Origin of the sequence: Frigoribacterium sp. PhB24 (assembly GCF_003755185.1) — a bacterium.
Classification (GTDB): Bacteria; Actinomycetota; Actinomycetes; order Actinomycetales; family Microbacteriaceae; genus Frigoribacterium.
Window position 1 is genome coordinate 250,139 of sequence record NZ_RKIC01000013.1, and the last position, 17,877, is coordinate 268,015.

The 17,877-nt window shown below is 67.9% G+C and carries 16 protein-coding genes and 1 tRNA gene; 4 read left to right on the top strand and 13 right to left on the bottom strand.

Going from position 1 to position 17,877, the window contains the following annotated elements:
• Positions 1 to 3 precede the first annotated feature (3 nt).
• From EDF50_RS12905 to radA, 3 genes are all read right to left on the bottom strand, one after another.
• Positions 4 to 522, bottom strand: a complete 519-nt coding sequence (locus EDF50_RS12905; RefSeq protein ID WP_199738783.1) for a dehydrogenase — start codon at positions 520 to 522, stop codon at positions 4 to 6.
• Between the two features lie 13 nt (positions 523 to 535).
• Positions 536 to 1,216 carry a hypothetical protein gene (locus EDF50_RS12910; protein WP_123519926.1) on the bottom strand — a complete coding sequence of 227 codons (681 nt, stop codon included), beginning with the start codon at positions 1,214 to 1,216 and terminating at the stop codon, positions 536 to 538.
• A 412-nt stretch (positions 1,217 to 1,628) separates the two neighbouring features.
• Complete coding sequence (gene radA, locus EDF50_RS12915; RefSeq protein ID WP_123519927.1) at positions 1,629 to 2,993, bottom strand: DNA repair protein RadA; 1,365 nt, start codon at positions 2,991 to 2,993, stop codon at positions 1,629 to 1,631.
• Between the two features lie 207 nt (positions 2,994 to 3,200).
• Here radA and EDF50_RS12920 point away from each other — a divergent pair, with 207 nt between their 5' ends.
• On the top strand, positions 3,201 to 5,825 hold the full coding sequence (locus EDF50_RS12920) for a metallophosphoesterase (RefSeq protein ID WP_199738785.1): 2,625 nt from the start codon (positions 3,201 to 3,203) through the stop codon (positions 5,823 to 5,825).
• A gap of 7 nt (positions 5,826 to 5,832) precedes the next feature.
• Here EDF50_RS12920 and EDF50_RS12925 read toward each other — a convergent pair whose 3' ends face one another.
• Positions 5,833 to 6,762 (bottom strand): SGNH/GDSL hydrolase family protein, encoded by a 930-nt coding sequence (locus EDF50_RS12925; protein WP_123519928.1) that lies wholly within the window; start codon positions 6,760 to 6,762, stop codon positions 5,833 to 5,835.
• Between the two features lie 138 nt (positions 6,763 to 6,900).
• Here EDF50_RS12925 and EDF50_RS12930 point away from each other — a divergent pair.
• Positions 6,901 to 6,991, top strand: a tRNA-Ser gene (locus EDF50_RS12930).
• 271 nt (positions 6,992 to 7,262) lie between these two features.
• Here EDF50_RS12930 and EDF50_RS12935 read toward each other — a convergent pair.
• Entirely contained in the window at positions 7,263 to 9,047 is a 1,785-nt protein-coding gene (locus EDF50_RS12935) for a hypothetical protein (protein ID WP_148076835.1), read from the bottom strand.
• Between the two features lie 116 nt (positions 9,048 to 9,163).
• Positions 9,164 to 10,033 (bottom strand): hypothetical protein, encoded by an 870-nt coding sequence (locus tag EDF50_RS12940; protein WP_148053747.1) that lies wholly within the window; start codon positions 10,031 to 10,033, stop codon positions 9,164 to 9,166.
• Positions 10,034 to 10,224: 191 nt separating this feature from the next.
• On the opposite strand from EDF50_RS12940, the gene EDF50_RS16470 reads away from it, so the two are divergent.
• On the top strand, positions 10,225 to 10,533 hold the full coding sequence (locus EDF50_RS16470) for a hypothetical protein (RefSeq protein WP_148053748.1): 309 nt from the start codon (positions 10,225 to 10,227) through the stop codon (positions 10,531 to 10,533).
• Between the two features lie 87 nt (positions 10,534 to 10,620).
• Here the strand turns inward: EDF50_RS16470 and EDF50_RS12945 are convergent, their stop codons facing one another.
• Positions 10,621 to 11,589 carry a hypothetical protein gene (locus tag EDF50_RS12945; RefSeq protein WP_123519931.1) on the bottom strand — a complete coding sequence of 323 codons (969 nt, stop codon included), beginning with the start codon at positions 11,587 to 11,589 and terminating at the stop codon, positions 10,621 to 10,623.
• A gap of 103 nt (positions 11,590 to 11,692) precedes the next feature.
• On the opposite strand from EDF50_RS12945, the gene EDF50_RS17115 reads away from it, so the two are divergent.
• A complete protein-coding gene (locus EDF50_RS17115; RefSeq protein WP_123519932.1) occupies positions 11,693 to 11,968 on the top strand; it encodes a helix-turn-helix transcriptional regulator in 276 nt (91 codons plus the stop codon).
• 23 nt (positions 11,969 to 11,991) lie between these two features.
• Here the strand turns inward: EDF50_RS17115 and EDF50_RS16475 are convergent, their stop codons facing one another.
• The 6 genes from EDF50_RS16475 to EDF50_RS12985 form a co-directional block, all read right to left on the bottom strand.
• Positions 11,992 to 12,543 (bottom strand): hypothetical protein, encoded by a 552-nt coding sequence (locus EDF50_RS16475; protein ID WP_137846766.1) that lies wholly within the window; start codon positions 12,541 to 12,543, stop codon positions 11,992 to 11,994.
• 556 nt (positions 12,544 to 13,099) lie between these two features.
• Positions 13,100 to 13,615, bottom strand: a complete 516-nt coding sequence (locus EDF50_RS12965) for a hypothetical protein (RefSeq protein ID WP_137846767.1) — start codon at positions 13,613 to 13,615, stop codon at positions 13,100 to 13,102.
• Between the two features lie 367 nt (positions 13,616 to 13,982).
• Positions 13,983 to 14,840 (bottom strand): F510_1955 family glycosylhydrolase, encoded by an 858-nt coding sequence (locus tag EDF50_RS12970; protein ID WP_056260078.1) that lies wholly within the window; start codon positions 14,838 to 14,840, stop codon positions 13,983 to 13,985.
• Positions 14,841 to 14,924: 84 nt separating this feature from the next.
• Positions 14,925 to 16,208: a peptidoglycan DD-metalloendopeptidase family protein gene (locus EDF50_RS12975; RefSeq protein ID WP_123519933.1), complete on the bottom strand. Its 1,284-nt coding sequence runs from the start codon at positions 16,206 to 16,208 to the stop codon at positions 14,925 to 14,927.
• Between the two features lies 1 nt (position 16,209).
• Complete coding sequence (locus EDF50_RS17120; protein ID WP_123519934.1) at positions 16,210 to 16,866, bottom strand: M23 family metallopeptidase; 657 nt, start codon at positions 16,864 to 16,866, stop codon at positions 16,210 to 16,212.
• Between the two features lie 399 nt (positions 16,867 to 17,265).
• Positions 17,266 to 17,847 (bottom strand): DUF305 domain-containing protein, encoded by a 582-nt coding sequence (locus EDF50_RS12985; protein ID WP_199738787.1) that lies wholly within the window; start codon positions 17,845 to 17,847, stop codon positions 17,266 to 17,268.
• Positions 17,848 to 17,877 lie beyond the last annotated feature (30 nt).

Sequence of the window (17,877 nt, forward strand, 5' to 3'; positions counted from 1 at the left end):
GCGCTAGCCCAGGGCCTTGAGGAGGTCCTCGGGGCCTGCGGCCATGGTGTGCGGGCCGGCGATGTCGAAGAAGACCTGCTCGATGACGTCGAGGTGGGCCTCGAGGAAGGCGCGCAGCGAGAGCGCGTCGTAGAGCATGACCTGGCGGTTCGGGTCGTCGGGGACCATCGCAGCGTAGGTGTCGGCCGACGAGAAGAGCAGCAGGATGCGCTTGTCGGTGTTCTCTCGGCCGAAGACGCGTACCTGGTCGCCTTCGTCGGGGAGGGCTCCGTCGTCGGGGCCACCGGTCGACGGGGTGGCGTCGGCCGTGTCGGCAGGCAGGACGAGCTTGGGGACGACGACGACGTCGTGACGCAGGGCGAACGCGACGGCGGCGGCGTCCTGGGCGGCGAGGGCGTGCTCGAGCGACTCGGACCGGAAGGTGCCGTTGCGGTCGGCCGGGTCGACGGGCTCACGCGGGTCGACGGGCTCGCGCGGGTCGACGGGCTCGGAGGGCGTGGGGGAGGCGGAGGAGGCGTTCACGGGTGGGTCACTGTCAGTTCAGGATCATCTGGGCGGTGTCGGCGGACGTGATGTCTCCGACCGAGACGGCGAGGCGATAGGTCGCTCCGCCGCCGGGGACGGGTGTCCGCGAGGTCGACTCGCAGGTGTCGGCGGACGAGCGCGTCCGGTCCCAGGCGATCGGGGGAGTGCTGAGGGTCTGGCCCGCGGTCAGCGTGACGACCTGGTCGGTGCCGTTGACCTGGCAGTCCTTCGACGACCAGTACTGCTCTTCGCCACTCGTGACGACGAGGGTCTGATGCGCCGAGCCCAGGTCGATCGAGCAGTCGGCCCGACCCGAGTTGGTGATCGACATCGAGATCTGCGGCGACTCGGTGGCGGTGTAGGTCGTCTTGTCGGTGACGGGCTTCAGCTCGATGTCGCGGGCCGAGCAGGCCGCCGCGTCGGAGGAGCCCTCGGTCGAGGTGTCGGCCGGGTCGGCCGTGGCGTCGGCCGCGGGGGCGGTCTCGGTGGCGGCCGGCTCGCTGGGGGCGGGATCGGCTGCGGGTGCGGAGGTCGTCGCGGCGGCACCGGGGTCTGCCGAGCCCGATCCGGGGCGGACGACGATCAACACGATGATGACCACGACCGCGATCAGACCGAGCGCGAGCACCGCGCGACGACGCCAGTAGACCGAGGGCGGTTGCGGCCCGACCGGGTTCTTGAACGTCGACATGGGCACAGGTTAAGGGCCGGTCAGGGGGTTGGCCGGGACCAGCGCGGCGTGTGGGCTGAGAATCCGCGTGGAGCGGGGTGCAGGCGCCGGGTGCGATGCCGACTCGGGTGTCCCCCGGCGGTGCGGTCGTCGGGTCGGAGGCGGGTGCTCGGGTGGTCAGGAGGCGCGGGTCGAGTGGTCGCAGATCGTCCTTCGGGTGGGTCGGAAGGACGGTTCCGGACCACTCGACGGGTCGACGCGCGTTGCTGGGGTTGCGGGCACAGCCGCCGAGTGGGCAGAAGGTGCTCGTCGTGTGCGTGGGAGCCGCATCTTCTGGCCACCCGCGCCCGATGTCGAATGGGCGGGACCGTGCGCCCGGCACAGCCTCAGCCTCAGCCTCAGCCGCGGCTCAGGAGGCGCGGGTCGAGTCGGCTCAGAAGGCCCGGTCGAGCTCGCGGTCGCGTTCGGAGCCCGCGGCGTTGAAGGCCCGGCGAAGCGCTTCGCGGAGGTTGCCCGCCTCGGCGTCGACGAGCTGGGTGAAGCCGAGGCGCCGTGCTTCGGAGGCGCGCTGCTTGGGCGAGGAGACGGGGCGGATCTCGCCGGCGAGGCTGATCTCGCCGACGGCGGCCATGGTCTGGGGGAAGGGTTTCTCGCGGCTGGCGCTGGCGAGGGCGAGCGCGATGGCGAGGTCGGCGCCAGGTTCGGTGATCTTGATGCCGCCGACGGTACTGACGTAGACGTCGGCGTCGCCGAGGCGGATGCCGGCACGGCGTTCGAGCACGGCGAGCAGCATGGCGACGCGGGAGGAGTCGACGCCGTTGACGACGCGACGGGGTTGAGGTGTCGAGCTGGCGACGATGAGCGCCTGCACCTCGACGGGCAGGGCACGGCGGCCTTCCATGGCGATGGTGATGCAGGTGCCGCTGACCGGGGTGCCGTTGCGGGACATGAAGAGGCCGCTGGGGTCGGCGACCTCGGCGATGCCGTCGCCGGTCATCTCGAAGCAGCCGACCTCGTCGGTGGGGCCGAAGCGGTTCTTGTGGGCGCGGATGAAGCGGAGGGCGGTCTGGCGGTCGCCCTCGAACTGGCAGACGACGTCGACGAGGTGCTCGAGCAGGCGGGGGCCGGCGATGGTGCCGTCTTTGGTGACGTGGCCGACGAGCAGGACGGGCAGGTTGCGGTCTTTGCTGACGCGGATGAGGGTCGAGGCGACCTCGCGCACCTGCGAGGTGCCGCCGGCGATGCCGTCGATGCTCGAGGACGAGACGGTCTGCACGGAGTCGACGATGACGAGCTGGGGGTCGACCTGGTCGATCTGGCCGAGGATGACCGCGAGGTCGACCTCGGCGGCGAGGAACAGGTTGTCGTGCATGGCGCCGGTGCGTTGGGCGCGGAGGCGCACCTGCGAGGCGCTCTCTTCGGCGGTGACGTAGAGGACGCGGGCACCGGTGGCGGCGGCACGTGAGGCGACCTCGAGCAGCAGTGTCGACTTGCCGACGCCGGGCTCGCCGCTCAGCAGGATGGCGGCCCCGGGGACGATGCCGCCGCCGAGGACGCGGTCGAACTCGGCGATGCCGCTGGGCCAGTACGCGACGCTGTCGGCCTCGACCTGGGTGATGGGTCGGGCGACGCGGTCGCCTTCGACGCGGACGGAGGCGGTGCCGCGGGCGCTGACCAGCGCCGAGGTGACGTCGACGACGGTGCCCCATCGCTGGCACTCGCCGCACCGACCTGCCCATTTCAGGCTCGTCCACCCGCACTCGGTGCATCGGAACGGGGGAGTGGTGGGGCGAGCCATGCTGTCAGCCTAGGTGTGGCCACCGACAGTGCCCGCGCCTCCTCGGGGTCGTCCTGACGGCGCCGGAGGTGCGAGGCGCACTCCCTGTTCAGGCGACCGTGAGGGAGGGTTCACAGGCGGGTCATCGGATGGGCAGGGCGGACCGAAAGGGTGGGGCCGCTCCCTCCGCAGCGCCGGGACACCGGCCCGATCACGACTGGACGTTCCGTGCCCTCGATCACCCCCTCCCGACGGGTCGCCCTCGGCGTCGCCGGGCTCACCGCCCTTGCGACGGCCGCGGCCACCCTGCTGGCGCCCGCACCCTGGACGGCACCGGCCTCCGCTGCCGCCGCGCCGGTCGAGACCGCCGCCGCCGTCCCGGCCGCCGCCGACCTCGCCTCGCGGTTCACCCTCGCCGTGCTGCCCGACACGCAGTTCTACTCGAGGTACTCGGACGGCCAGTTCGTGCCGCGCTACGGCACGGACCCCTACCGCGTCCAGACCGAGTGGCTGGCCGAGCACCGGGACGAGCTGAACATCCCCTTCGTGGCGCACCTCGGCGACGTGGTCGACCAGGTCGGCGTGCCCGCGCAATGGGCGGTCGCCGACGACGCGATGTCGACCCTCGACGAGGCCGGCCTGCCCTACTCGATCCTGCCGGGCAACCACGACGTGCTCGACTCGTCAGACGACCTGTTCGACACGTCGTACGACCTGGCCGCCGAGCCCTACCTGCGGACGTTCCCGGCGTCGCGGGCGATCGGGCAGGCTTCGGTCGACGGCGGCACCGACCCCACGGGGTTGAGCCAGTTCCAGGTGTTCGAGGCCGAGGGGCAGCAGTACCTCGTGCTCGCCCTGGCCTGGCGCGCGTCGGACGCCACGCTCGCCTGGGCCGACCAGGTGCTGGCCGAACACCCGACCCTGCCGGCGATCCTGACGACCCACCAGGTGATCGACGTCGACAACGACGGCGTGACGCCGAAGGACACCGACTACGGCGACCGCCTCTGGAACGAGCTGATCCGCGGCAACGACCAGATCTTCCTCACCTTCAACGGTCACTTCCACGGCGCGACGCGGCAGACGCTCGTGAACGACGCCGGGCACGAGGTCACCGAAGTGCTGATGGACTACCAGATGGCGTACGAGGGCGGCAACGGCTACATGGGGCTCGTCGAGTTCGACCTGACCGACGGCCGCATCCAGGTGCAGACCGGCTCGCCGTGGGTGGTGTCGAAGCCGGCGGACACCCTGACCCGCTTCGACCAGCCGTTCCAGGAGGGACCGCAGCAGCAGTTCACGCTCGACGTCGACTTCGCCGAGCGCTTCGCCGGGTTCGCACCGGACTTCTCGGCCGGGGAGCCCACCCGCGCCTCCTTGTCCGACGCCGCCCGGGCAATCCTGCTCGACGGGTTCGAGGGGGCTCCACCGTCGACGATCGAGGCACCCGGCTCGGTGGCCGACTACCCGCTGGTCGACGGCACGCTCGCGCACTGGCGACCCGACGCGGCGCAGGGCGTCATCGACGAGGGCGAGGCCGTCGCCGACGTGGCGGGCGGCGCCGACCTGCACCGCGCCTCCCTGACGGAGTCGGGTTCGGCGACCGCCGAGGTGGGCGACGTGGTGGCCTCGGGTGACTCCGACCCGCTGTCGTCGGCGCAGGCCTCGATGTGCTTCGTCGACTCGGACAAGGCCTCGGGGCGATTCAGCTACCTGACCACGGACGACGGCGTGAGCGTCAACGACGCGCGTTTCGACGACGGCTACACGATCGAGACCTTCCTCAAGGTCGACGCCGACTGGACCGAGGACGCCAACGCGTGGTCCAAGGCCATCGTCCGCTCGGGCAACCGCTCGCGGATCGGCGTGCCCGAGACCCGCTGGGACTGGACCGCTTCCCCCGCCGCGCTCGGTCTGTCGAACCTGAAAGAGCTGCAGTGGACCGAGGTGCCCGCCGAGGTGACGAAGGGCGACCGCACGGCGTGGTCGGGCGAGATCGTCCTCGACCGCTGGATGCATGTCGCCCTCGTCAACGACCCCGCGACGGCCACCACGACGATGTACGTCGACGGGGCTCCCGTGCTGCGCAACACGACCGACACCGCCGGGCAGTCGATCGACGAGGGCATGCCGTGGCTGTTCGGCAGCGATTGGGTCGACGACCGGGCCGCCAACGGCTGGGCGGGCTGCGTCGGTGAGACGCGCGTGGTCGACCACCCGACCTCGGCCGATGAGTGGTTGACGGCTCGTGCGGACCTCACCGGATTGACCGTCTCGTCGCCCGTCTCCGACGCGGCGGGCGCCGTCACGTCCGTGGGCGGCACGGGTCTGGCCGGCGCGACCGTGACGCTGGGCGGGGCGCTCGCCGGATCGGCGGTCGTGGCCGACGACGGCCGGTGGAGCGTGGTGGCCCCTGCGATCGTCGGAGGTGCCGCTCGAGCCGAGGAGGCGCAGGGCGGGTCGTCCGGGCAAGCCGCGGCCGCTGAGGTGCGCGTCGCCACCGCGACCCAGTCGCTCGGTACGCGCTCGGCCGCGCCGGTGCAGTTCGACGTCGCCGTGGTGGTGCCGGTCGACCCGGGGGCACCGGGTGGCCCGGGGACGCCGGCGGACCCGGGGGCACCCGCGGACCCGGGGGCACCGGGTGCGCCCGGAGCGGGGGCAGGCGCGGGGAGCGGGTCCGGAGGCGGGGACTCGCAGTCCGGGACGGCGGCCTCGCGCGACCTCGCCTTCACGGGGTCGGATCGGATCACCGGGATCACCCTCGCTGCGCTGGTATTGCTGCTGGCCGGCCTCGCCGCGGTGCTGATCGCCCGGCGTCGCCGGCTCGCCGCGGACGAGTTGCAGGACGAGTGATCGGCCCTCAGCCCGCCTGACCGCCGTCGCCCCGGCCGTGGGCGTCCGTCGAGGACGTGGCCGGGGCGGCGACGGACGCGTCGGACGCGCTGTCGCCGGTGGCCCCGGTCGGACTGACGGCCGCGGCCGCCGTGTGGGCTGCCACGGCCTCGGCCTCGCGGGTTTCGTGGGCGGTGGCGGCGTCGTCGGCGGCGATGCGGGCGAGACGGGCCGCGACGGCGGGTTCGAAGGCCGAGGCCCAGACGCGGTAGCCGCGGTCGTTGGGGTGGAAGAGGTCTCCGGCCGAGTTGCGGTAGGTGCGGAAGAAACCCTGGCTGCGGGTGGTCTCGTAGAGCGGGGCGACGGAGAGGCCGAACTCGCCGGCGACGCTGCGGACGATGGCGTTGGCCTCGACGAGCTTCTTCTCGCGGTCGGGGATCCACATGGCGGGCAGGTCGCCGACGATGGCGTGCGAGGGTAGGGCGCCGTAGATGACGCGGAGGTTCTTCTCGAATGATTCGGGGTTGAACTGGATGATGTCGTTGGCGCCGATGGCGACCGTGACGACGTCGGGTTCGTACTTCTCGAACTTCGGCAGCTGGTCTTTGCGGCAGAGCCAAGTGGTCGAGCCGCTGACGCTGAGGTTGACCACGCGCAGCGAGGTGTGGCTCTGGCGGCGCATGAACGCGGAGAGGCGCCCGACGTAACTGCGTGCAGGGCTCGAGGCCCCGATGCCCTGCGCGGCGGAATCGCCCATCGCGACGTAGAGCAGCTCGCCCTTGCGATCGAAGCGGTCGCGCCACCAGGCGGAGTGGACGGGCAACAGGGCGTTGAGATCGGCGGCGGCAGCGTTGCGTCGTCTCATGAAGCGGCTGACGCCGGCGCCGGCGGCGGCCGTGGTGGCGAGAGTGACGCCGACCCCCGAGAGGAAGGCGGTGACGGTGTGGCGTGAGGGCATGGGCCGAGGCTACGCCGGGCTCCGATGCCGACGACCGGCTGCTTCTGCACCCTGTGCACGACCCCGAGGAGGCGCGGTGCGGTGGAGGAGCCATGGTCCGGTTTCGTCCCTGCCGCCGGATGTACTAAACTCGTCCTCGGTACCGTGTCCGAGCGGCCGAAGGATCATGTCTCGAAAACATGTGTGGGGGTTAACTCCACCGTGGGTTCAAATCCCACCGGTACCGCCACAGGGTTGTTTGCGCATCAATCGGAATCCGTTTGCGGAACGCAGCCCAAGAAGAAAGCCCCCGAGTAGTTCGGGGGCTTTCTTCCGTTTGAGGGCCGAGAATCGCTTCCCGGCGAGGGGTTCGGGATCTCTTGGCAGCTCCTTCGGGGCCACCGGCTGCACAGTCGGCTTAAACGACGAAGCGGCCCGCCCGTCTGGGCGCGCCGAATTGACTCGTGAGCGTTGGGGGAGAGCAGGAAGCTCGCGTGTCGTGTCTTGGAACGGGCGTGGGCCTACGTTCGCGGAGGCGGATCGACAGCGGGTCCACTCGTCGGGAACGGGGACAGTTCGGGCCGAACGTAGTCGGCGCGGTAGTTGCTCATGCCTTCGGCATCACGACGGCGGGTGCGCTGTGCAGGCACCGGCGTCAGGCCCTTCGCGACGCGGCGGTCGCGGTCCTTCGGCGCTCGGTGCTTGGCGGCGAGGAAGGTGACGATCTTGCGGATGTTCGCGGCCGTCGTGAGCATGGCGAGAAGGAACTGCTGAGCGGCGAGACCGCGCAGGCGCCGTGCGCTGGAGTCGGCGATGCGCTCGGGACCGGTCTTGATGAAGGCGTTGAAGCTCTCGATGCTGTTGCGGTCGCGGCGGTAGGTCTTGGACCACTCCTTGCTGCCATAAGGCAGCATCTGGTTCATCTTCTCGCCGTCCTCCGGGCGCACCGTGATCGAGGTCTGGCAGCAGACCTTGTCTGTCTGCTTGGGGACGTTGGCGCGCAGCACCTGCCGGCGTTCCTTGTCAGGCGATGCACGCTTGTCGAGCTTGCGGAGCGGGCACTCGACCGTCGCACTCGGGCCGAGGGCTGGGCAGCGCATCTTCACGTTGCCGTTGGCGTCGGGACCCTCCTTCTTGTGAAGTCGGTATGCGTCACGCTCGTCGATCTGCTGGGACCACTCGACGTTGTCGATCTCCTTGTTGTTGCGCCGCACCGTTGCATCGAGGAGCCGCTTCGGTGTACCGGGGCAGAACTGACCGCCTTCGACGAGCTTGGCTCCGCCGACCTGGCCCCGCACACCGGTCTGGTTCGCGCGGTTGTAGTCGAAGACGAGGCCGACGCCGAGCTCTCTCATCGGACGGTGGAAGTCCTCCATCATGAGACCCGCGGAGTACCCAAGGTCGGACGACAGGCGCGCGATGTCGTAGCCGCGTTCCTGGATGTTCTTCACGAGCTCGACGGTGTGGAAGCCGATGCCCTTGTTGGGCGTCGTCAGGCTCGCCCCGCGGATCAGCTGCGGTGCTTCGGTGGGGTCACCTGTCGGGTCCTCGTTGACGTCGATGATGAGGTTAGCCGTGTAGGCGAGCAGCCACCGGCTCCGTGCCTGCTTGACGCTCGCCTTGCCGTTCTCCTTGGTGTGCTTGCTGAAGACGCGTTCCTTCTCTCCCTTGTCGATCGGGTAGAGGTCAGCTTCAAGCTCCATCGCGTACTTCGGCTGTTCCTTGTCCGTGCCCGCGATGAACATGGGCTGCTCGACGCCGTTCTCCCGCGGCCAACGGTTCTTCTGGCTCGGTGCACGCAGCACTGTCTGGTCGACGGAGAGCGCGAGACGCTGACGTCGCACGGCTCGAGGCAGGTTCTGGGCCGTGGCTTCCAGCAGCGTGTTCGTGAAGGTCATGCTGCGCTCGTGTGCCCGGCGTTCGATGTTCTTGTCCCGGAGCGCGTCAAGGCTGCTCCGCTCGTCGCGGGTGAGCAGGCGGCGGGGCGCCGGCCAGGCATCCCAGAGGTCGATGATGCGGTGCATCGCCCGCCATGCCAGGAAGTACCAGTCGTTGGGCTTGTCGTTGTCGTACAGGTGAGCGATGCCGAGCTCGCGACGGGCTTCATCGTCGAGACGGTGTTCGAAGACGCGGCCCATCTCGCGCACGAAGATCATGGACTGCTCCGATAGGAGCATCATCACCACGGTCAGGATGGCCAGGTCGTCGATCTTCGGTTTGACACCGCCCGGGGCTTTCTTCTCGCGGTCCTCCGCGCGCCAGGTCGCGAGGAGCTCGATGACGCCCGATGAACGGAGGAAGGTCATCCACTCACGGGCGTCGGCGCCGCGGAACCTGGTGGTCTTGGTCGACCCGCTGACGATCCGGTCGGCTGTGTAGATGCCGTTGAAGAACTCCTCGTCGTGGAACGAGGGCTCGCCGGTCACTGAGTCGCTCCCGTTGAACGGAGAAGCGCGTGAAGCTCAACCTCGGGCATGACCTCGGCCAAGGGCGCGTAGCGAAGGAGGGACGAGACGTTCTTGAAGCCAGCCGCGTAGACGATGCTCGCCAGGGGCAAAACGTTGATCTGGTCCACGATCCAGGTAATGCGGAGGCGGCGAATAGCAGGACCGTCGTACCGGGCGCCGTAGTGCATGAGCGCGATCTCCCGAGAGGACTCCTTGCGGTGGGGGATGACCGCGTAGTCATCGTCGCCGAGCCCCTCGAAAGCGATGTCTGCGTACGAATCCCACCCGACACGGATGGGGATGCTCCGCGGCGCCTTTCCGGTCACACGGACGACCCAGCCAGCCGGAGTGCGCGTCAAGTCCCGGCCACGGACCGCGGCGATCTCAGTTGCGCCGAGGCCTGCGCCACCAGCAAGCGCGAGAAGCCCGTAAGAATCCCGGCGGGCTCGGTCGGTGGACCTCGACGCGGCCCAGCTCTCGAAAGCGGGAAGCTCGGCATGCGAGAAGGGTCGTATCTCCCGGCTCTGCTTTCTAAGGCGGTGAGGAGACGGTTCGTAACCGAGCGCTTCAGCGAGGTTCAGGAGTCTGGTCTCGGCAAGCTGCTGCGTCTTGGCACTGGGGTAGGTGCGTGCGAAGCGGTAGATCATGGACGGGTAGAAGAGGTCATCGCGGCGCAGCTCCGCACCGGCGTCGTGGAACGCCCACACGACGTACCGACTCGCGAAGGTCAAGAGGATCCTCGTGTAGAGCATGTCGTGGGGTTTGGCGTCGAGGACGCACGCGAGCGTGAAGTCCCGCACAGGCAACCACTTGGTCGGGGCGATACGGCGCGGGTGGTAGCGCAAGATCGCCTCCTGAAGCTCCAGCGTGGCGTGGTCATTAGATTGACCAAAGTGTGCTACGGCACGCTCGAGTTGGGAAGAGGGGGAAGTCGGACGCTGTGTCTCATCAGGGGTGGTCACGAGAGATGGACATGAGACAAGACAAGGCCATCAAGCGGTCTGATGCGCTTTTAGCGCACATCTAGACTGAGGGGGTGCCCGATCCACGTTTCGAGCCGCGGTCCTACCTGCGTGAGCCCGGCCGCTTCGGTCGCGACCCCGAAGCTCAGCTGGTCTCGGCGATGTCGTTCTCAGCAGGCCAGCTCGACCAGTGGGGCGCTGCACGCATTCAGCATCGGCTGGCCTGCAGCATGCGAGCCGAGATAGCGAGACGGTTCCGCTCTGTCGGGACGTACGCGGCTGCCTCTGGGCAGAGTCCCGAGCGGCTGGGGCGTCTGCTCAGGGGTGAGGTCGTGATGCGTCTGGAAGACGTGGCAAATGCCCGTCGCCATTTGGGCGTCTGAGGGAACCTGGCCGACGCGGGAAGTAATCGTCCTGTCCCTATACGGGCGTCATGGCCGCAGCCTCGGCTCGCGCCGGGGTGGTAGCCATCACCGAAGTGAGTCCCGCCGGGGGTCGTCGTCCGCTCTGGCGACGTAGGGCAAGAGCCGGTCGAGCGCTTCGGCTGACTGCAAGCCGGCGACCTCCAACAACAGGTCGAGGGGCGTCCCCCGCCGGAGGTGTTCCACGATCCAGGTCGCTCGCATGCGTCGGGACTGCAGCTCGACCGTGGGGCGCGGATTCCGACTGACGAAGTCAGTGACGAGATTGATGTTCCCGCCTCGCTGACCGCTCCGGAATGCCCACCGGGAGGCTGCCTTGGACGCCGTTCGGCGCTGCAGGAGGGGGGCCCATTGAGCAAGAACCGGGACGTCTCTCGCATCGTCACCCGACACGCGCACCACGACGCCCCGACTATCTGAGGTGATGTCCACGAGTTCTAGATCGATGATCTCCCGCCCCGTCAGTCCTGCCCCGAGTCCGAGCGCGAGGAGTGCGCCGGCGCTGGTCGTCCGTTCCTCGTCGTGCTGGCTACCGGCCCACGACAACAACGAAGCCACCTCGCTCGGGGAGTACGGACGTGAAGCCTCAGCCTTGCCCAGGGCTCGGAATGTACCCGCAGCTTCATCGCCCAAGAGCGCCTCCGACGTGCGTCTCAACCGAGCGCGCAGGGTGTTCTTGCCGGCCCTGCTGTACTGCCCGAGGTGATGTTGCACGAAGCGGTTGATGAACCGCGGGTCGAAGACGTTGTCATCTTCGAGAGGGACGCTAGCTATCGCCCAGGCGAACAGGGCGAGACGGGAAACGGCCGGGTAGAGCTCCTTCTCGGAGTACGGCGTTCTGTGGGCTGTGTCTCGGACGACGCGCTGCACGTAGGGGCGGATGGCGGCCCACTGATCAGCAGGCATCTTCGGCGTGTACTGGTAATGAGCCGCAGCCGGCACCTCAGGCTCCCTCTCGGCCATGCGCCTCACCGCGTCGAGCTGCCGTTCGCGGCGTTCGTCAGCTTCATCGCTCACCAGCGCTCATCTCCAAGCTCGAAGGTGGTCATTACAATGACCAATTTGTGATACGTTCGACGGGGCGGCCGTGCGTGCGAGCTGGCGCGCCTAGCCTTGCGGCATGGGTAGAATTGCGCGCGCGAAACCAGCCGCGTTGGCCCCGTCCCCGTGGCCAGACGTTCGCTCGAACGACCCGATCGGGGAAGTGGCTCGCAGATTCGCGCAGAACCTTCGTCAGGCCGTCGGCAGTCGCAGCATCCGGTCGGTAGCCGAAGCTTCAGGTGTCACCCATACGACCCTGCTGAGCGTCCTTGCGGGCCAGGTGTGGCCGGACCTCGAAACGATCGCGAAGCTCGAGCGGGGGCTCGGCGTATCCCTCTGGCCGCGCCACAGCTGATCGTTCCAACGTGGCGGTCTCGGTCATGTCGATTCATCAGGCCTTTGCCCGCCCCCGGGGGCTGTCTGCGGCGAGGCTCTGTCGGGAACGTCCACCATGGTCACCTCGTCGGCCCTGGGGATTGGTGCGAACCGTTGCTGGTCGGCAGTGGGAAGTTCGTCGAGCCAGACTGCTCCTCGCTCTACCAGCCGGGCTCGAAGTGACGTTCCGGTGATGTTCTCTGCGGCGTCAGTGACCGGAGTTGCCTCGAGTTGGAACTCGCCGAGCCTGAGGCACAGCTCGAGATAGGTCAGATAGGTCTGTCGCACATGGGCCAAGAGCTCGTCGGGGGCATCTTCGGTACTCGTCTCGCGGAGCACGTCCGACGTCGGTGCCCAGCTGATCGACGCCTCGTGCTCATCTGTGGCTGCTGTGAGGCCCGAGAGTGGGCCGGCAGGATGAGCTCTCCATGTGACGCTGCTGCTTGGCCGGGCTAGGAGCGAGTCGCTCAGGTCCAGGACTAGCCCTTGAATGGTGATGATGCCGAAGGCCTTGCGCTGCCCCGAGGTCGGCTTCGCTTGTTTGCTTGCATTCATGGTCATTACTATTACCACCATCCATGCGAAGGGTCCAGGATCACGAAAAGTTAGAAGGTGGCGGGGTGGCCGAGGGCGAGCAGGCTGGAGGGCAACACGCGATTGTCGGATTAGGCGCGAGCCCGCCGCGCGTGGTCGTGTGGGGGGCGGATGTCTCGCGCGAGGCTCCAGGCTGGCGACTTGTTGGAGTCGATCTGGGAATGAGGGACGGGAGGCCCTTCGGGTCTCTCCACTTCGAGGCGGTTGACGGATCGCGCCGCGCTCGGGTCGCTGTCCGGTGGGACCACGTGTACGACCAGTTGCAGTGCTTCGTCACGGATCGGAGCTTTGCGGCGGAGGGTGAGCGCCTCGAGCGAGATGCTCGGCACCGTGTCGGCACGCTGATGGCCGCGTACGCGCAGATCGGGCTTGCAATCGTCGCTGGAACTGTCGCAGAAGGCTCACTGAGGGCCGCTTCGAACCTCGTGCCGATCGGTCCGAGGCATCCCGATTGATTGCCACTCGGGGGGTGGCGCGGTGAGCCCAGAACCCTTCGCAGAGCATCGGCCCAAGGTGATCACTCCTCGTAGTCGACTGCGCCTTCGATGACGAGAAACAGCATGAATAGCTGTTCTGCGAGCACTGCCAGGTCATAGGCGACGTCTTCCACCTGTGCCACGGTCAATGGGCGGTCCACCGTCCCTTTGGCCCTGACCCGGCTCGCCGAAGCTGGTCCTTTACCCGGTGTGGTCCACGCCCCGTGCAGCAGGTGGTTCCGGCTCTCCATCGCAACCCTCGAGTCGGCGGACAATCGCGTGAACATGTCGCGGACCTGCCCCTCGAAGCGGTGCAGCTTCACGAGCTTTGCGCCCAACTCGAGCAGGCCGCTGAAGGAGGCTCCCCGAGTCACCACAATTCCTATTTCGTTTGTCTCGCGGTCATCGTCGCTGACGAGGGCCATGACTGTGAACGCCAGCGTGCGCTCCAATCGAGCAGACCAGTACGCGACCTCGCCCATCGCGACCAGGTGCTCTCGATCGAGGCTGGTGGCGCGTACTCGGGCACGGTGTTCGGGAGAGGGGCGCTCGATCATGCATCAGCTCCGAGGGAGGCGGGCACCGATGCTAACGGGGTGACCGTCAACGGCTTGACTGGCGATAGGTGCCCAGGAGCCGACCGGGTGGCCAGGTTTCTTCCTGGCCCGCCCTCGCTTTTCTGCATCGGCTGGGCCGACCCTCCAAGACCTGCCTGGGCGTCATGCGGGGCTGTGAGGTAGGGAGCGACGATCGGCGAACAGGCGCATTCGAGGAGGGGCGACGAGGTCATTTCGGCAGTGTCACATAGGGGCCCGTCACCGGAATCTGTTTCGGACCACCTATCTGCGACAGTCGGATCAGTGCAGCTCTGAGGAAATGGTCGAGGTTGGCGATCGTCCGGTTGACGATCGCTAAGCCGCTTCTCTACTCGTTCTGCTTGAGCGTCAAAGGCACGGGGGTCCAGGTGCGGCCGTTGTCGTGACTGACGACAATGGCTCGATCATCGACGGCGAATTGAACGGTCTTGTCGCCTATGTCGATGATGTCGAAGGCTTGCGGTTGGCCTTCGAGCTGTCCGACCTGTGACCAGGTTGCGCTCCCTGGATCGAGAGACCATACGGTGCCGTCAATGGTTGCGCCAGCGATCGAATATGCAGATGAGGCGACGTGCACAAGTGGCGGCGCCTCGGGGCTAGGGGTCAGGGTGGCGCCGCGGTCGGTGCTGCGTTCCAGACCATCGGGACCTGCGGCCCAAAGGATCTCGGGGTTGGCCGAGTCGACGGCCAGTGACAGGGCCGTTGTTGTTGCTTCCGTTGTCCAGGTCGCACCGTCATCGTCGCTCCGAAGGATGGCCTGGGTGGTCGAGTTCAGCCCAAGGACGCTATCGGCGGCCGTCGTCAGGTCGTGAAAGTCGGCTTTGCCCTCCAGGCTGATGGTCTGCCACGTTGTCCCCGAGTCCTCACTGCGAAGCAGCCCCCGGTTGGACGGCGCTGTCGTCGGAGCGGTGACTGCGGGGTGGCCTGAGGCGATGAGTACGTCTTGCGGCGTGGTCGTGAGCCCCATGACGTCGAACCGGTCGTCACCGACCGGGATCAACGGTGCCTCTCGGGGGCGATCAGGGTCGACCGCGGTCAGGGCGAACTTCCACAGGCCGGTGTGTGTGCCCACGAGGACAACGGGGGAGTTGTCCACGTGAGCAAACGCGTGGACGTGTTCCAGGGATGCGTCAGCCGTCGGAGGGGCGGTGGTGGCGTTCGTGCACGCGGCCATGCCGAGGATCACTGCAGTCGTAGCGGCGAGTCCGGCGAGGGCTTTCGTGGGGCGCATGTGTGACGTGGTGATGGTGGTTTCCTGTCGGGCGGGCGGTCAGCCGAGTCGAATGCCGCGGGCGGACATGAAGGGCGCGGGGTCCGTGGAGGTACCTCCTGGTCGCACTTCGTAGTGCAGATGGCAGCCGGTGGACCCGCCTGTCGAACCGGCACGAGCGATCAGTTGCCCGGCTTCGACCCGCTGGCCGCGGCTGACGAGCAGCCCACCGTTTTCGATGTGGGCGTAGCCGGTCTGAATGCCGTTAGCGTGTTCGAGGAGGATCCAGTTGCCGTAGCTGCCGTAGACCCCTGAGTAGGCCACGGTGCCGGCCGAAGCGGCGTAGATCGGTACCCCGCATCCCCCAGCGATGTCGATCCCGGAGTGCAACTTCCAGACCCGTTGAATGGGGTGAATTCGGTACCCGTAGGCGCTGACCATGCGACCGGTCGTGGGGTTGGCCCATCCGCTCCCGGCTACTTGACCGGCAGACGTTGCAGCCGCGGCCGCAGCGGCAGCCCGGGCGGCTGCTTCCGCCTGGACGCGTGCCCGTTCTGCGGCGCGGGCAGCTTCGCCGGCGGCGAAGTCCTGCTCGGTCGCGGCACGCTGATCCGTGAGCACGGCAAGCTGCGCTTGCAGCTCAGCTTGCTTGTCGACTTGCACGGCCAGGGCCTCATCGGCTGCCGCGGAGGCAGCCTCGGCGTCCCGGCGGGCGTCATCGGCTTCCTGGCGTAGAGCGTCGCGGGCGTCCCGGGCGAGGGCCGCCTGATCGCCGAGGCCCTGAGCGATGTTCTGATCCTGGCTTGCGTCGACGTAGATGCCTTGGCTTGTTTCAGCGAGCTTGTCGGCAAACCCCAGCTGAGAGAGAAAATCGTCCGGGTCCTGGGCGCCGGTGAGCAGGGTGCTGGTCAAGTCCTGGCCGCCGCTGCGTGCTTGCGACGCGATGATCTGAGCTGCCCGGTCTCGAGACTGGGTGGCGGTGGCCTCGGCTGTGCGGGCTTGCTCCTGGAGTGTGTCTGCTTGGTACGCGGCGTCGAGGAACTGAGCGTCGGCTTCCTCGTACTCGGCGCCACGGGTCAGAGCAAGCTCGGCGCTGGCAGTGGCTGCGGAGTCGAGTTCTGCGATCTGCGTCGTGATCTGCGCCACGAGGGCCTGGCCTTCCGTTTCGGAGGCACGAGCTGCTTCGACCTCGGCCCACGTGGGGTACTCAGCTGCGGACGCCTGCCCCACCGGGGTGAGGACGGCAACAACGAGCGCCACCACCGTGATGCTCCCCAGAGCGAGCCTTACCCGGAGGGGGCGGATGATGTGGCCACGACCGGGAAGCTGTTGTGCGGGCGTCATGTCAGAGCACCCGGCCGGCGTTGGTTTCGAGCCACAGTTGCGGGTCGATCTGAAGTGTGCCGCCAAGCAGGATGCTCAGGTGCAGGTGCGCACCGGTGCTGACCCCGCTATTACCCACCAGGCCCACCAGGTCCCCGACATTGACACGGTCTCCGACCCGCAGGGGGCTGGAACCGATGATCATGTGGGCGTAGAGGCTGCTGACGGTCTGGCCATCGATCTGGTGGTCGATGATGGCGTACTGGCCGTACGCCCCGCCCATCCCGGACACCCGAACGGTGCCGCCAGCGATCGCCCCGATGGGGGTGTTCTTGCCCGGGACCATGTCGATTCCCTCGTGCATGGCCGAACATGCCCCGCACGGCCGCGCCCGGGGCCCGAAGTCCGAGCTGAGGGGCGTTACCCCAGGGAAGGGCCACCGAATGTCCCCGGTCCCGGTATTGACCTGGGCTGCTGCTCCGGCACGTCCCGAGTTAGCGCTCTGTGTGGTGGCGAGTACTTGCTCGGTCACGGCGTAGTCGTCTCGACCCTCGACGGACACCGCCACCACCGAGGCGGCGAGGTGCTGTCCACTGATCGGGGCAACAACAGTCGTAGGGGTCGCCCCACCCGCCAGGTCAGACGCCGTAGCCGGGATCGTGTTCGCGGTGAAGAACATCGTCACCGCCAATGCCCCAAGAACAGGACCCAGGGTGCGGAACTTGCGGGGACGAGCCGGTACCGACCAGGCGCTCCCGGGGAGCTGTTCCACGGCGCACGGCCGGGCTCGAGGTGCTGCTGCGAGAGGCGCTGCTCGAAGCTTGCTTCGGGCGGCAGAGGGGAGGGGTTGTGCTGCTTGGTAGGTGCGTCGGCGCGGGGCCGACGGTGAGGAGGAGCGGCCGGCGGTGCGTTCGCGAGCGAGTGCTTCGCGGCGAGTGAGGGCGGTAGGAAGCACGGGGGCAGAAAGAATTTGGGGCACCAGGAAGCTTTCGGTGGTGTGAGAAGTACGACGAGTGCGCGGGCGCAGGGCACCGCCCAGGGGCGAGGCACCTAGTAGGCGCCTCGCCCCGTGGAAGGGTCAGAGGGAGCTGAGAAGGCTTTCCATCTGATCGATCTGTGCCGTCTGGGACTCGACGATGTTCTTCGCCATCTCGACTGCGTCGGGGTTCTCCCCGCCGTCGACTTCCTGCTGCGCCATGTCCACGGCGCCCTTGTGGTGCTCGGTCATCTGCTCCAGGAACAGCCGTGAGGCCTCAGCGCCCTCCGCGTCCTCTAGGGCCGTCATGTCAGATTCGCTCATCATGCCGTCCATGGAGTGATCCATCGACGCGGACGTGTCCTGACCCCAGTCGTCCAGCCACGTGGTGAGCTGCTCGATCTCGGGGCCTTGCTCGTCCTTGATGGTTTCCGCCAGAGCAAGAACATCCGAATCGACGCTGTCGCCCTTGGCGATGAAGGTGTCGCTCATCTCCACGGCCTGCTCGTGGTGAGGGAGCATCATCTGGGCGAACATGACGTCCTGGTCGTTGAAGACCGCTGACTCTGACGACGCAGAGCTGTCGGAGGAGGAAGTGTTGCCGGCAGTGTCGGCGCAGCCGACCAGAGTGAGGGCAGCGACGATGGCCGTGGCGCTGACGAGCAGAGTTTTGGTGCGGATCATGGGTGTCCCTTGGGGTGAGAAAGAAAGCGG